General features: G+C 68.8%; 11 protein-coding genes. 4 read left to right on the forward strand and 7 right to left on the reverse strand.

What is annotated here, in order from left to right; genetic code table 11:
- Window positions 1-58 precede the first annotated feature (58 nt).
- Window positions 59-1,033 carry a LysR family transcriptional regulator gene (locus U4012_RS27715; RefSeq protein WP_044843913.1) on the reverse strand — a complete coding sequence of 325 codons (975 nt, stop codon included), beginning with the start codon at window positions 1,031-1,033 and terminating at the stop codon, window positions 59-61.
- 156 nt (window positions 1,034-1,189) lie between these two features.
- On the opposite strand from U4012_RS27715, the gene aspA reads away from it, so the two are divergent.
- Together aspA and U4012_RS27725 are read left to right on the forward strand one after the other, a co-directional pair.
- On the forward strand, window positions 1,190-2,596 hold the full coding sequence (aspA, locus tag U4012_RS27720) for an aspartate ammonia-lyase (RefSeq protein WP_321802329.1): 1,407 nt from the start codon (window positions 1,190-1,192) through the stop codon (window positions 2,594-2,596).
- 101 nt (window positions 2,597-2,697) lie between these two features.
- A complete protein-coding gene (locus U4012_RS27725; RefSeq protein ID WP_044843915.1) occupies window positions 2,698-4,197 on the forward strand; it encodes an amino acid permease in 1,500 nt (499 codons plus the stop codon).
- A 33-nt stretch (window positions 4,198-4,230) separates the two neighbouring features.
- Here the strand turns inward: U4012_RS27725 and U4012_RS27730 are convergent, their stop codons facing one another.
- The 4 genes from U4012_RS27730 to U4012_RS27745 all read right to left on the reverse strand — a co-directional run bounded on the left by U4012_RS27730 (window position 4,231) and on the right by U4012_RS27745 (window position 7,565).
- Window positions 4,231-4,923, reverse strand: a complete 693-nt coding sequence (locus tag U4012_RS27730; protein ID WP_321802330.1) for a phospholipase — start codon at window positions 4,921-4,923, stop codon at window positions 4,231-4,233.
- Window positions 4,924-5,053: 130 nt separating this feature from the next.
- Window positions 5,054-5,398, reverse strand: coding sequence for a hypothetical protein (locus U4012_RS27735; protein ID WP_321802331.1), 345 nt, complete (start codon window positions 5,396-5,398; stop codon window positions 5,054-5,056).
- Between the two features lie 45 nt (window positions 5,399-5,443).
- Window positions 5,444-6,931, reverse strand: a complete 1,488-nt coding sequence (locus tag U4012_RS27740) for an aldehyde dehydrogenase (RefSeq protein WP_044843918.1) — start codon at window positions 6,929-6,931, stop codon at window positions 5,444-5,446.
- Between the two features lie 28 nt (window positions 6,932-6,959).
- Entirely contained in the window at window positions 6,960-7,565 is a 606-nt protein-coding gene (locus U4012_RS27745; RefSeq protein WP_321802332.1) for a thioesterase family protein, read from the reverse strand.
- Between the two features lie 261 nt (window positions 7,566-7,826).
- Between U4012_RS27745 and U4012_RS27750 the strand changes: the two genes are divergently transcribed.
- Complete coding sequence (locus U4012_RS27750) at window positions 7,827-8,957, forward strand: porin (RefSeq protein ID WP_124522966.1); 1,131 nt, start codon at window positions 7,827-7,829, stop codon at window positions 8,955-8,957.
- A gap of 43 nt (window positions 8,958-9,000) precedes the next feature.
- Window positions 9,001-10,392, forward strand: a complete 1,392-nt coding sequence (locus U4012_RS27755; RefSeq protein WP_321802333.1) for an FAD-binding oxidoreductase — start codon at window positions 9,001-9,003, stop codon at window positions 10,390-10,392.
- Between the two features lie 97 nt (window positions 10,393-10,489).
- Here the strand turns inward: U4012_RS27755 and U4012_RS27760 are convergent, their stop codons facing one another.
- Together U4012_RS27760 and U4012_RS27765 are read right to left on the reverse strand one after the other, a co-directional pair.
- Window positions 10,490-12,619: an acetate--CoA ligase family protein gene (locus U4012_RS27760; RefSeq protein ID WP_321802334.1), complete on the reverse strand. Its 2,130-nt coding sequence runs from the start codon at window positions 12,617-12,619 to the stop codon at window positions 10,490-10,492.
- A gap of 50 nt (window positions 12,620-12,669) precedes the next feature.
- Window positions 12,670-13,827 (reverse strand): acyl-CoA dehydrogenase family protein, encoded by a 1,158-nt coding sequence (locus U4012_RS27765; protein WP_321802335.1) that lies wholly within the window; start codon window positions 13,825-13,827, stop codon window positions 12,670-12,672.

Raw genomic sequence — 13,827 nt, forward strand, 5'->3', positions numbered from 1 at the left:
ATGCCGCGGGCCGCGGTGCGCAGCGGCGCCGCGTTGCCGGCCGGCGCGACGGCAACCGCTACGCGCCCGCGTCGCGAATCTTCGCCAGCTCGACTTCCGACAGCTCGCCGATGTGCGCGAGATGCTCCATGAGGAAGTCCTTCAGCACGCGCAGCTTCGCCGAGCTGCGCCGGTTCGACAGATACGCGATGTAGATGTAGTCGCCCGTCAGCTTGTTCTGCAGCCGGTAGCGCGGCAGCACGGCTTCGAGCCGGCCGCTCGCGAGCAGGTCGCGCACCAGCCAGATCTCGAATTCGGCGATGCCGAGCCCCGCGCAGGTCGCATCCAGCAGCAGTTCCGAGTGATCGGTGACGAGGTTGCCGGCCGGCAGCACGCTGTGCCGCGCGTCGCCGCGCACGAGCTCCCAGCGCGGATCGCCTTCCGGGTGCACGTAGCGCAGGCAGTTGTGATGCCGGAGATCGTCCGGCGTCGCGGGGCGCCCGCAGCGGTCGAGATAGCCGGGCGTCGCGCACAGGATGCTGTCGTTGCGCGACAGCCGGTGGACGACCAGGTTGTCCAGGTAGTTCTCGCCCTCGTGAATGTCGAGGTCGAAGCCGCCGGCGACGAGGTCGTTGTGGTTGTCGGTGAGCCGCACGTCGAGCTGGATCGTCGGGTAGCGCGCGAGAAACGGCGCGATCAGCGGCGCGAGGTGGCGGCGGCCGAACCCGACCGGCGCGGTGAGCTTCAGCGGGCCGCTCGGCTGCGAATTGAGCTCGGCGACGACGCGCAGCGTGTCGTCGAGATCGGCGATCAGCGTGACCGCGCGTTCCAGGTAGATGTGGCCGGCCTCGGTCAGCGTCACGCTGTGCGTCGAGCGATGCAGCAGCGCGACGCCGAGCGCGTCCTCGATCGCCGTGATCTTGCGCGCGACGGTGGACGTCGACACGTGCATCTCCTTCGCGACCGCGGAAAAACTCCCCATTTCGACGACCCGCACGAACGCGCGCATCGCGCCGAGGTGATCGATGCCGGTGTCTCTTGCCATTGTTTTCATTCGTCTCTCGCTGTTGCGTCCCACGCAAAACCGCTTTCGATAATACAGAGGCGAGCTTCTTTATGCAAAGGCATAGAATGCGATCCCGTCGCACGGGGAAGCGGTGAACGCAGCCGCCTGGCCGCGGCGGCACGAGACATTTCAGGAGGGGTACCCATGACGGAAAACGGCTTCCGCGTCGAAGCGGATCTCTTAGGGAAACGAAGCATTCCGGAGTCGGCGTACTACGGCGTCCATACGCTGCGCGCGAAGGAGAACTTCGACATTTCGGGGCGCACGATCGCGTCGCTGCCGTACCTCGTCATGGCGCTCGCGGCGGTGAAGGAAGCCGCGGCCGACGCGAACTGCGAGCTCGGGCTGCTGCCGCACGCGTATCGCGACGCGATCGCCGCCGCCTGTGTCGAGATCCGCGAAGGCCGCCTGCACGACCAGTTCGTGGTCGACATCATCCAGGGCGGGGCCGGCACGTCGACCAACATGAACGCCAACGAGGTGATCTGCAACCGCGCGCTCGAGATCATGGGGCATGCACGCGGGCAGTACGAATACCTGCATCCCAACGAGCACGTCAACCTCGCGCAGAGCACGAACGACGTCTATCCGACCGCGATCCGGATCGCGACCTGCTTCGCGGTCGAGCATCTGCTCGACGCGATGGCGGGCCTGCGCGATGCGTTCGCGGAGAAGGCCGACGCGTTCTCGGATCTGTTGAAGCTCGGCCGCACGCAGTTGCAGGACGCCGTGCCGATGACGCTCGGCCAGGAGTTCTCGACCTACGCGGTGATGGTGACGGAAGACATCGCGCGCCTGCAGGAAGCCGGCTTGCTGATGCGCGAGGTCAATCTCGGCGCGACCGCGATCGGCACCGGCATCACCGCCCATCCGCAGTACGCGGAGAAGGCGCTGGCCGCGCTGCGCCGCATCACCGGCCTGGACCTGAGCACCGCGCCGAACCTGATCGAGGCGACGCAGGACTGCGGCGCGTTCGTGCAGGTCTCCGGCGTGCTGAAGCGGATCGCGGTCAAGCTGTCGAAGATCTGCAACGATCTGCGGCTGCTGTCGAGCGGCCCGCGTGCCGGCTTCGGCGAAATCAACCTGCCGCCGGTGCAGGCCGGCTCGTCGATCATGCCGGGCAAGGTGAACCCGGTGATTCCGGAAGTCGTGAACCAGGTCGCGTTCGAAGTGTTCGGCAACGACCTGACTGTGACCTTCGCCGCCGAGGCCGGCCAGCTTCAGCTCAACGCGTTCGAGCCGGTGATCGCGAGCGCGCTGTTCCGCAGCTTCGGCCACCTGACGGCCGCCTGCACGACGCTCGCGGACCGCTGCGTGAGCGGAATCACCGCGAACCCCGAGCGCCTGCGCGAAACGATGGAGCGGTCGGTCGCGCTCGCGACCGCGCTGAACCCGTACATCGGCTACAAGCGCGCGACCGCCGTAGCCGCCGAGGCGCACGCGAGCGGCAAGTCGATCCGCGAAGTCGTGCTCGATCGCCAGCTGATGACCGCCGCGCAACTGGACGAGGCGCTGCAGCCCGAAGCGCTGATCCGTCCGCGCGCGTACTGATTCCGGCCGCGCGGCGCCGGCGCCTGCCGCCGGCGGCCCGCGCGCGGCCGTTCCCGAGCGCCCGTCGACGGGCGCGACACATCAAGAAACGGAGACACACCATGAAGCACGCCAGCGAGCGCGCGGCCGACCCGGCCGGCGGCGCGGACCCCCGTCACGCCGATCGCGATGCGATGTTCGCGTCGCACGAAGCCGGCTATGCGCAGCACCTGAAGCCCCGACACGTGCAGATGATCGCGATGGGCGGTGCGATCGGCACCGGCCTCTTTCTCGGCGCGGGCGGCCGCCTGCAGAGCGCGGGGCCCGCGCTGGCCGTCGTGTATCTCGTGTGCGGCGCATTCGCCTTCCTGATCATGCGCGCACTCGGCGAGCTCGTGATGCACCGGCCGACGAGCGGCTCGTTCGTGTCGTACGCACGGGAGTTCATGGGCGAGCGCGCGTCGTTCGTCGCGGGCTGGATGTACTACCTGAACTGGGCGACCACCGGCATCGTCGACATCACCGCGGTGGCGATCTACATGAAGTACTGGGCCGTGTTCACCGACGTGCCGCAGTGGGTGTTCGCGCTCGGCGCGCTGGGGATCGTGTCGGTGATGAACATGATCGGCGTGAAGGTGTTCGGCGAGATGGAGTTCTGGTTCTCGATCGTCAAGGTGGGGACGCTCGCGCTGTTCCTCGCGGTCGGCGCCGTGTTTCTCGCGAGCGGCCATCCGGTTGCCGGGCAGATGCCGGGGCTGCACCTGATCGCGGATCACGGCGGGATCTTCCCGCACGGGATCCTGCCGGCGGTGCTGATCGTGCAGGGCGTCGTGTTCGCGTATGCGAGCATCGAGCTCGTCGGCGTCGCGGCCGGCGAGACCGCCGATGCGCGCAAGGTGCTGCCGAAGGCGATCAACAGCGTGATGTGGCGCATCGCGCTGTTCTACGTCGGCTCCGTCGTGCTGCTGACGATGCTGCTGCCGTGGACCGCGTACAGCGCGCACGAAAGCCCGTTCGTCACGTTCTTCAGCAAGCTCGGCGTGCCGTACGTCGGCACGGTGATGAACGTCGTGGTGCTGACCGCCGCGCTGTCGAGCCTGAACTCCGGCCTCTATTCGACCGGGCGCGTGCTGCGTTCGCTCGCGATGGGCGGCTCGGCGCCGCGCTTCGTGTCGCGGATGAACGCGCGGGGCGTGCCGTACGGCGGGATCCTGGTCACGGTCGCGGTCAATGCGATCGGCGTGCCGCTGAATTACATCGTGCCGGCGCAGGCGTTCGAGATCGTGCTGAACATGGCGTCGCTCGGGATCATCACGACCTGGGGCTTCATCGTGATGTGCCAGATCCTGTTCCGCCGCGCGGTCAATCGCGGCGAGCTGAGCCCCGTGTCGTTCCGGATGCCCGGCGCGCCGTTCACGTCGTGGCTCACGCTCGGGTTCCTGGTCAGCGTGCTGGTGCTGATGGCGTTCGATTACCCGGGCGGCACGTGGACTGTCGCGATGATTCCGGTGGTCGTGCTCGCGCTGGTGGTCGGCTGGAAGCTGGCCAAGCGCGGTGCCGCGCGAGAGGCTGCTGCCGAGGCTGGCGTGCCGATCGTTGCCGATCCGGCGAGCAACGTCTGACGGCAGGCCCGGGCGGGCGACCGCCCGGTGCGATCAGTTCAACCCGGCGCGTGCGCCGACCCAGCGGCTGAAGTCGCCGGCCATCTGCGCGGTCAGCTCGTGGCCGGCGTCATAGAACTGCGTGTCGTGCGCGACGCCGAGCGCCGTCAGTTTCGCGTCGGCCGTGTTCGCCCACGCGACCGGCAGCTTGTCGTCGAAGCGGCCGTGCATCACCAGCGCGTGCAGCGGGCTCAATGCATCGCGCGACGCGATCAGCGGATCGATCTCCGGCAGGATGCGCCCGCACAGCACCGCGAACGCGGCGACGTCGGCCGGCGAGGTGAGACCGACGCTCGCGCTCATGATGCCGCCCTGGCTGAAGCCGGCGATCACGGTCGGCACGGCGGCGGGTTCGTTCCCGGTGTCCCGCGCGCGCAACGCGCGCAGCAGCGCGATCAACTGCACACGGCTCGCCTCCGCGCGGGCCGCATCGATTTCCGGGCCGTTCGGGCCGAAGCGCACCGGAAACCACGCGTGCTGGCCGGGGCCGAACGTCAGCGGCCCGCGCACGAACGCGATTTCGACGCGCGGATCGATCGTGCCGGCCAGGTTCAGCAGGTTGGTTTCGTTGCCGCCGACGCCGTGCAGCAGCAACAGGCGGCCCGCGGGGCGGCCGGCGGCCGGGCGCAGCCGGTAGTGGAGGCCGGATTCGGGGTCGGTGGTCAGCGGCAGGACGACGTCGGTCATTGCGTGGGTCCGGTGGGGAAGTGATCCGATAGTCTAGAACGCGCGGACGGGGAGATGAATCGCCGGATGGTGATTGATTGTTTCCTGTCGGGAATGAATGCGGAGCCAGAATGTCCGATATTGGGTACGGCTACGTGTGTCCCGTCGCGAGCAAATTTCCCGAGAGGCGACCGTTCATCACCAATATGTCGACCGCACGACTCGCCGCCGCGACCCACAGTCGGCAAAATATCCACGTTTTGTCGATGCATGGAGTGCCGAGATGGAGACCGTCAGGATTTTCGAGCATGATGGATCGCAGGCTGTTTGCTTGCCGAAGGATTTCCGCTTCGATACCACGGAGGTCCGGATTCGGCGGCACGGCGCGTCTGTCATCCTCGAGCCCGTGCCGTAAGGCTGGGCGTGGTTGACGCCGCTGATCGGCCCGGTTGATGCCGATTTCGAGGAAGCTGCGACAACCGAGCCCGCCGCTCATGAATGCTCCGGGCCGGACGTGTTCGAATGAAGTTTCTGCTGGATATCACCGCAACCGGATCACCGTCGACTTCAACTCCGTGTACTTCTCCAGCGCGTGCAATGAGTTGTCGCGCCCGTTGCCCGATTCCTTGAAGCCGCCGAACGGGAAGTTCATGTCGTCGGTTTCCTCGTAGCCGTTCACCCACACCGTGCCGGCCCGCAGCCGCCGCGCGGTTTCGTGCGCGGTCGTCAGGTTCGCGGTCCACACCGACGCCGCGAGCCCATAACGCGTGTCGTTCGCGAGCGCGACGGCCGTATCGAGATCGTCGAACGCCGTCACCGCCAGCACCGGCCCGAAAATCTCCTCGCGCACGATCCGCGCATCGGCCCGCGGACAGTCGAACACGGTCGGCTCGACGTACTGGCCGCCGCTCGCGGCGCGCGCGCGCCGGCCGCCCGCGAGCAGCGTCGCCTCGTCGCGGCCGGCGTCGACGTAGCCGAGCACGCGCTCGACCTGCGCGGCGTCGATCAGGCTGCCCATCCGCGTGTCGGGCGACAGCGGATCGCCGGGCGCATACTCGGGCGCGATCGCGAGCACGCGCGCGACCAGTTCGTCGCGGATCGCGCGATGGACGAGCAGGCGCGAACCCGCCGTGCACATCTGCCCGGTGTTGTAGAACACCGCATGCGCGACGGTGCGCGCCGCGCGTTCGAGATCGGGGCAATCGGGCAGCACGATCTGCGGCGACTTGCCGCCGAGTTCGAGCCATACGCGCTTCAGGTTCGAATCGGCCGCGCAGCGTGCGACTTTATGGCCGACCGCGGTCGAGCCGGTAAACGCGATGCAGTCGACGTCCGGATGCCGCGCGAGCGCTTCGCCTGCATCGCCGAACCCCGGCAGCACGTTCAGCACGCCGGCCGGCAGCCCGGCCTGCACGGCCAGCGCGGCGAGCCGCAGCGCGCTCAGCGGCGACTTCTCGGACGGCTTGAGCACGACGCTGTTGCCCGCCGCGAGCGCGGGCGCGCATTTCCACATCGCGATCATCGCGGGGAAATTCCACGGCACGACGGCCGCGACCACGCCGATCGGCTCGCGCGTGACGAGTCCGACGAGATGCGCGTCGGCCGGCGCGACTTCGCCGCCGGTCTTGTCGATCGCCTCGGCGAACCACTCGGCGCAATACGCGGTGGACGGGATGTCGATCGTGGTCGTATCGCCGATCGGCTTGCCGGTGTCGAGCGTTTCGAGCAGCGCGAGATCGTTCGCGTGCTCGCGGATCAGCGCGGCCCAGCGCAGCAGCACGCGCTTGCGTTCGCGCGGCGATGCGTCGCGCCAGATGCCGCTTTCGAACGCGCGCCGCGCGGCGGCGACCGCGAGGTCGGCGTCGGCCGCGCGGCAATGCGCGACCTGCGCGAGCACGCGGCCGTCGATCGGGCTCGTGCATGTGAAGGTGGCGCCGTCGTGCGCGTCGCGGAACGTGCCGTCCACGAACGCGCGGGAAGCGATGTCGAGCTGGCCGGCGCGGCTGCGCCAGGCGTCGTGCGTCTGCATGGGAAAACTCCGTCGTGGTTCGGCTTGGTCAGCGGGAAGTGGAAGCAGCGGAAGCAGCAGGGGCCGCGCGGCGGATCGCGATCGCACGGCCCGCGTGCGGCTCGCGCGGCGCGCGCGGCGCGCGCGCATGCTCGGCGTGAATCGCGTCGAGATGCCGGCGGATCGCGTCCGGAAACGGCGCCGAGCGTTTCGCGCGCATGTCCACGTGCGTGAGCAGCTGTTCGCCGGTCGCGAGCTGCGCGCCGGTCGTCGCGTGATGCATCGAATGGAACACGTGCAGCCGGCGATCGTCGAGGTCGAGCAGCCGCACCGTGAGCCGCAGCGGCTCGCCGAGCATCGCTTCGCGCAGGTGGCGGATGTGCGTTTCCGCGGAATAGATCGAGCAGCCGGCTTCGCGATAGTCGTCGTCGATGCCGAAGTAGCGGAAGAACGCATCGCTGCTGTCGCCGAACACGAGCAGGTAGCACGACTCGCTCATGTGGCCGTTGTAGTCGACCCACTCGGGCTGCACGATGCAGCGATGCAGTTCGAGCGGCGTCGCGATCGGCGCGGCCGGGTCGTACGGGCGCGACTTCTGTCCTTCGTAGGCCGAGCGCAGGCGCGGCTCGGCGGCGGGGCTGAGGGGGGTCGTCATCCAGTGCACTCCGAGGTTCGGAACGGGCCCGCACGTCGTCCGCGGGGCTGCCGGTCGATGTTATGACGGGTTGAACGTTTTTTCAATAATGAAATCGCCGATGGGTGTAAACACCGGTGCATCCGTTCTCGCCAATCGATTGAACATTCATTCAGCAAAATCTATACTCGCCAGCGCCGCGGTGCCGAAGCGAAGCAGGCGGGCGGCGTTCACGCACAACGAAAATCGAGCCGCCGTGCGCGGCAACCGGAGACACCGAAAATGAAGAAGCGCTTCCTGCTGGCCGGCATGATGTCGGTGATGGTCCACGGCTACGCCCATGCCCAGAGCAGCGTGTCGCTGTACGGGATCATCGACGGCGGCATCACCTACGTGAACAACACGGGCGGCGCGCACGCGTACCTGTTCGACGACGGCGTGTCGTACGGCAACCGCGTCGGCCTGATGGGCACCGAGGATCTCGGCGGCGGCAACAAGGCGGTGTTCAAGCTCGAGAGCGGCTTCCGGCTCGGCACCGGCAGGCTGAACCAGGGTGGCGCGATGTTCGGGCGGCAGGCGTACGTCGGGCTCGGCAACGACTGGGGCACGCTGACGTTCGGTAATCAGTACGACTTCGCATTTGACTTCACGGCCGCGTACAACGTCAGCGCGTTCGGCAGCGGCTACGGCGTGCATCTCGGCGATTTCGACCGCCAGAGCGGGGACCGGCTGCAGAACGCGGTGAAATTCGTCAGCAACAGCTTCCACGGGCTCGTGGTCGGCGGCATGTATTCGTTCAGCAACGACGCGGGCAGCTTCCATGACGGGAGCGCATGGAGCGTGGGCGCGAGCTACACGCACGGCGATTTCTCGGCAGGCGGCAACTACACGCGGCTCAACGCGCCACGCCGGCTTGCCGCGCTCGATCCGTATGCGCAGATGGGCGTGCGGACGATGCTCGGGCAGACGGTCGCGACGGTCGACCCGGCGACCGGCGCCGTCACCGACCTGCACGATTCGACGCCGTTCTCGATCGATTCGCAATCGATCTTCGGTGTCGGCGCGTCGTACACGTTCGGCAAGCTGACGCTGAACGCGGACTTCAGCAACACGACGTTCAAGGGCTACGGACAATCGTCGACGATGCGCGTGTACGAAGCGGGCGGCCTGTACCAGGCGACCGTGCCGCTGTCGCTCGTCGCCGGCTATCAGTACACGACGTTCGAAGGTCATCACTGGCACGAAGTCGCGCTCGGCGCGCATTACGCCCTGTCGAAGCGCACCGACGTGTATGCGGCGGTCGACTGGATGCGTGCATCGAACGGCGTCGACGCGGTGATCGGCTACAGCTTCACGCCGTCGACGAGCCGCACGCAGGCCGCCGCGCGCATCGGCATGCGGCACAATTTCTGATCCTCACTCGCTCCCGGGCCGGGTTCGGCCGGCCCCGTCGATCATGTCCGATCCTTCCTTGAACGGCGACGTCGTCGCCGCGCTGCGTGACGCACTCGGCGCCGATTGCGTCAGCGTGGGCGACGCCATCGGCGCGCGTCATTTCACGAACTACGGCGAAGCGGCCGGCCCGCGGCCGCGTGCGTTGGTGCGGCCGCGCAGCGTCGACGATGTGAGCCGCGCGCTCGCGATCTGCACCGCGCATCGTCAGACGGTCGTGCCGCAGGGCGGGATGACGGGGCTCGCGGCCGGCGCCGGGCCCGGTGCGCAGGACGTCGTGCTGTCGCTCGAACGCATGAAGGGGATCGTCGAGATCGATGCGGACGCGGCCACCGTCACCGCGTGGGCCGGCACGACGTTGCAGGAGCTGCAGCAAGCAGTGGACGACGCAGGATTCGCGCTCGGCATCGATCTCGGCGCGCGCGGCTCGTGCCAGATCGGCGGCAACGTCGCGACCAATGCGGGCGGCAATCGCGTGATCCGCTACGGGACGACGCGCGAGCAGGTACTCGGCCTCGAGGTCGTGCTGGCCGACGGCACCGTGCTCAGTTCGCTGAACAAGATGCTGAAGAACAACGCGGGCTACGACCTGCGGCAGGTTTTCGTCGGCAGCGAAGGCACGCTCGGCGTCATCACGCGCGTCGTGCTGCGGCTGCATCCGCGGCTCGCCGCGCCGTCGACCGCGTTGTGCGCGGTGCGCGATACGGCCGCGGCGCTCGCGCTGCTGCGCGACGCGCGTGCCGCATGCGCGGACTTGCTGAGCTTCGAGGCGATGTGGCCGGCGTTCTACGGCTACGTGTGCGCGCATACGCCCGGCATGCGCGCGCCGCTGCCGGCGGACGGCGGCGTCAAGGTGCTGATCGAATGCGCGAGCGGCGATGCCGCGCAGACGGGCGAACGATTCGAAGCGGTGCTCGCCGACTGGCTCGAACGCGGGCTGATCGACGATGCGGCGCTCGCGCAGACCGCGGCCGATGCGCAGGCCTTCTGGACGGTGCGCGAAGGGCTCGCGATCGACGATCTCCCTGGTCTCGTCAATTTCGACGTCGGCATTCCGCCGCGCGCGACGGAGAAGTTCATCGACGCGTGCGAGCGCGCGCTGAACGCGCGCTGGCCCGGGGCGCACGTGTTCTTCTTCGGCCACCTCGGCGACAGCAACCTGCATGTGTGCGTTTCCGCGCCGTATGCGACGGGCGAGGGCGCGCACGACGTCGACGCGGTGTTGTATCCGCTCGTGCGCGATGCGGGCGGCTCGGTGTCGGCCGAGCACGGGATTGGCCGCTACAAGCGCGACTGGCTCGGTTGTTCGCGCAGCGACGTCGAGATCGCCGCGATGCGACGTCTCAAGCATGCATTCGATCCGTTCGGACTTCTGAATCACGGCAAGGTGATCTGAACGGCGGAGCGTTCTTCGTCTTCGACGGACGACTCGGCAATCTGACAGCGGCCCGTTCGAGCATCACGCGAGCGGGCCGCCGCGTTTCAGGCCGGCATCACGCGTCGAGCCGCACCAGCGCATCGACGGCCACCGCACCGCGTTCCATCACCAGCAGCGGATTGACGTCGAGTTCGACGAGCGTGTCGGCATGCGCCTGTGCGAAGCGTGCGATCGCCATCACGTTCGCGACGACCGCATCGAGATCGGCCTTCGGCCGCCCGCGATAGCCGGTCAGCAGCGGGCCGAGCTTCAACCCGAGCAGTGCGTCGCGCACGTCGCTTTCGCGCACCGGCAGCAGCAGCGTCGCGGTGTCGCGGATCAGTTCGACCAGCACGCCGCCGGTGCCGAGCACCAGCGCGAGACCGAAATTCGGCTCGCGCTTCACGCCGACGATCAGCTCGAGCAGCGGCGCGTCGGCCATCGTCTCGACGAGGATGCGTTCGACGTGCACATCCGGCGCATAACGCGCGACCTGTTCGGTCATTCGCACGACGGCCGCGGCGACGGCTTCGGGCGAGCCGAGCTTCAGCGCGACCGCGCCGGCCTCGGTCTTGTGCGGCAGGCGATCGCTGACCACTTTCACGCAGACCGGAAAGCCGAGCCGCTGCGCGGCGGCCGGCGCATCGGCGGGCGCGACGCATTCGGCCGGTGGCACGTCGAGCCCGTGCGCGGCCAGCATCCGCTTGCTCGCCCATTCGTCGTGCAGCGTCGCGCTGCCGTCGCCGCCGTCGCCCGCGCACAGCACCGGCAGCGCGTTCAGCGCGTCGGCGTCGAGCACGCGGCGGCGCGTGTCGCCGTAGGCCATCGCCGCGCCGATCGCAGCGATCCCGTCGGCCAGCCCCTGCAGCGGCGCGACGCCGGCGGCGGCCATGCGGGCCGCGTGATCGGGCGGCGTCAGGTCCGGAAACACCGAGATCACCGCGCCGACCACGTCGTGCTGGCGTGCGGACGCCGCGAACGCGTCCGCGGCGATGTCGCACAGCGGCCGCTCGCCGGTCGCTTCCTGCGGATAGTCGAGGATCATCGCGGCGGCGCCCGGGCGATCGGCGAGCAGCGCGTCGCAGCACGCGCGCATCTTGTCGGGGTCGCCCCACGGCGTGGTCGTGAAGTCGAGCGGGTTCGCGATCGTCGCGTACGCGGGCAGCACGTTGCCGAGCGCGTCGCGGCCGGCATCGCCGACCGGCGGAAAAGCGATGCCGCGCGCTTCGCCGAGATCGGCGACGAGCCCCGCATCGCCGCCGGACGTCGCCAGCGCGGCGAGCGTGCGGCGCTCGGGCACGCCTGCGATCGCGAGCAGCTTCAGCGTCTCGACGAGGCCGACCGGGTCCTTCACGCGGATCACGCCGAGCCGCCGGAACAGCGCGTCGTACAGCGCGTCCGAGCCCGCGAGCGAACTCGTGTGGCTCATCGCGAGCTGCGCGCCGAGCGTCGACGTGCCGCTCTTCAGCGCGACGATCGGCACGCCGCGCGCGAGCGCGCGGGCCGCGGCCTCGCTGAACGCGCGCACGTCCTTCAGCCCTTCGAGATGCACGCCGATCGCGCGGATGCGCGGATCGTCGACGAACGCATCGACGAGACGCGCGATATCGACCGACGCCTGGTTGCCGACGCTCGCGAGATACGCGAACGGCACCGAGCGCGCGCTCATCGACAGGTTGTATGCGAGGTTGCCGCTCTGCGTGATCACCGCGACGCCCGATTCGACGCGCGGCGCGCAATGCGCGACCGGCCACAGCGCGCTGCCGTTCAGCCCGTTGATCAGGCCGTAGCAATTCGGGCCGAGCACGGCCATGTCGCCGGCCGCGTCGACCAGCGCCTGCTGCAGCGCGGCGCCGTCGGCGCCCGTTTCGGAGAAACCCGACGCGTAGACGATCGCGCCGCCGGCGCCGCGTGCGGCGAGCGCGCGCACGACGTCGATCGCCTGGCGCGCGGGCACCGCGACGAACACGGCGTCCGGCGCGGCGGGCAGGTCGGCGACGCTCGCATGGCAGCGCACGCCGTCGATCTCCGCATGATTCGGATTGACGAGCCGGATGTCGCCGGCATAGCCGTAATCGCGACAGCGCTGCACGGCGCCCGCGATGCCGCGTCCGCCGACGAATGCGATGCTGGCCGGGTCGAGCAGCCGGCGCAGATTGGCTGCGGCGGCCGCGCGGCGATCCCTGACTGCGGGAGAGGAAGTCATGAAAGGTCCTTTCGGAAGTCGCGCCGGACGCGCCGGCGCGACGATTCGCGTCAGCTGTAGCGTCGGAGGATTTCCTTGGACAGGATATGGCGCTGGATCTCGGACGTGCCTTCCCAGATGCGCTCGATGCGCGCATCGCGCCAGAAGCGCTCGATCGGCAGTTCGTCCATCAGCCCCATGCCGCCGTAGATCTGCACCGCGTGATCGGTCACGCGGCCGAGCGTCTCGGTCGCGAGCAGCTTCGCGAGTGCGGCGTCGCCGTCGGTCATCGTGCCCTGGTCGAGTTTCTGCGCGGTGTACAGCGTGACGAGTTCCGCCGCGCGGATCTCGGTCTGCATGTCCGCGAGCTTGAACGACGTGCCCTGGAAGTCGCCGATGCGCTTGCCGAACTGATGACGCGTCGCGGCCCACTCGGCCGCCATCTCGAACGCGCGCTGCGAGCGGCCGATGTTGTTCGCGGCGACCATCACGCGGCCGGCGGTCAGCCAGTCGTTCGCGAGCTCGAAGCCGCGATGCTCTTCGCCGAGGATCTGCGCGGCGCTCACGCGGCAGTCGGAGAGGAAGATCTCCGACTGGTGATAGCCGCGCAGGCTCGTGCAGTGCGGGCCGCGCCGCACGGCCATGCCCGGCGTGTCCTTGTCGATCAGGAAGCAGGTCACGCGCTTGCGCTTCTGGCCGCGCACTTCCTCCTCGCCGGTGACGGCGAACAGGATCACGAAGTCGGCCGTGTCCGCGTGACTGATGAAGTGCTTGCTGCCGTTGATCACGTAGTCGTCACCGTCGCGCACCGCGCGCGTGCGGATGCCCATCGCGTCGGAGCCGGCGCCCGGCTCGGTCAGCGCGAAGCAGTCGACGCGCTCGCCGCGCACGGCCGGCTTCAGGTAGCGCTCGACCTGGTCGCCCTTGCACGCCATCAGGATCTTGCTCGGCCGCGCGACGAACACGTGCAGCGCCCAGCTCGTGCGGCCAAGCTCGCGTTCGACGAGCGCCTGCGTCACGTAGTCGAGCCCCGGGCCACCGGCGCTCTCGGGCATGTTGAACGCATAGAAGCCGAGCTCGAGCGACTTGCGGCGGATCGAGTCGGCGAGTTCGGGCGGCACGTCGTCCGCGCGATCGACCGCGAATTCATGAGGCTGCAGTTCCTTCTCGACGAACTGACGCAGCGACGTCACCAGCATTTCCTGCTCTTGGGTCAGCGAAAAATCCAT

It is taken from the genome of Burkholderia sp. BCC1988 (genome assembly GCF_905339895.1).
GTDB lineage: Bacteria > Pseudomonadota > Gammaproteobacteria > Burkholderiales > Burkholderiaceae > Burkholderia.

Bases quoted from the DNA above. Each gene is read 5' to 3' on its own strand.
- U4012_RS27715 (WP_044843913.1), bottom strand. From the start codon at position 1,033: ATGAAAACAATGGCAAGAGACACCGGCATCGATCACCTCGGCGCGATG.
- aspA (WP_321802329.1), top strand. From the start codon at position 1,190: ATGACGGAAAACGGCTTCCGCGTCGAAGCGGATCTCTTAGGGAAACGA.
- U4012_RS27725 (WP_044843915.1), top strand. From the start codon at position 2,698: ATGAAGCACGCCAGCGAGCGCGCGGCCGACCCGGCCGGCGGCGCGGAC.
- U4012_RS27730 (WP_321802330.1), bottom strand. From the start codon at position 4,923: ATGACCGACGTCGTCCTGCCGCTGACCACCGACCCCGAATCCGGCCTC.
- U4012_RS27735 (WP_321802331.1), bottom strand. From the start codon at position 5,398: ATGAGCGGCGGGCTCGGTTGTCGCAGCTTCCTCGAAATCGGCATCAAC.
- U4012_RS27740 (WP_044843918.1), bottom strand. From the start codon at position 6,931: ATGCAGACGCACGACGCCTGGCGCAGCCGCGCCGGCCAGCTCGACATC.
- U4012_RS27745 (WP_321802332.1), bottom strand. From the start codon at position 7,565: ATGACGACCCCCCTCAGCCCCGCCGCCGAGCCGCGCCTGCGCTCGGCC.
- U4012_RS27750 (WP_124522966.1), top strand. From the start codon at position 7,827: ATGAAGAAGCGCTTCCTGCTGGCCGGCATGATGTCGGTGATGGTCCAC.
- U4012_RS27755 (WP_321802333.1), top strand. From the start codon at position 9,001: ATGTCCGATCCTTCCTTGAACGGCGACGTCGTCGCCGCGCTGCGTGAC.
- U4012_RS27760 (WP_321802334.1), bottom strand. From the start codon at position 12,619: ATGACTTCCTCTCCCGCAGTCAGGGATCGCCGCGCGGCCGCCGCAGCC.
- U4012_RS27765 (WP_321802335.1), bottom strand. From the start codon at position 13,827: ATGGATTTTTCGCTGACCCAAGAGCAGGAAATGCTGGTGACGTCGCTG.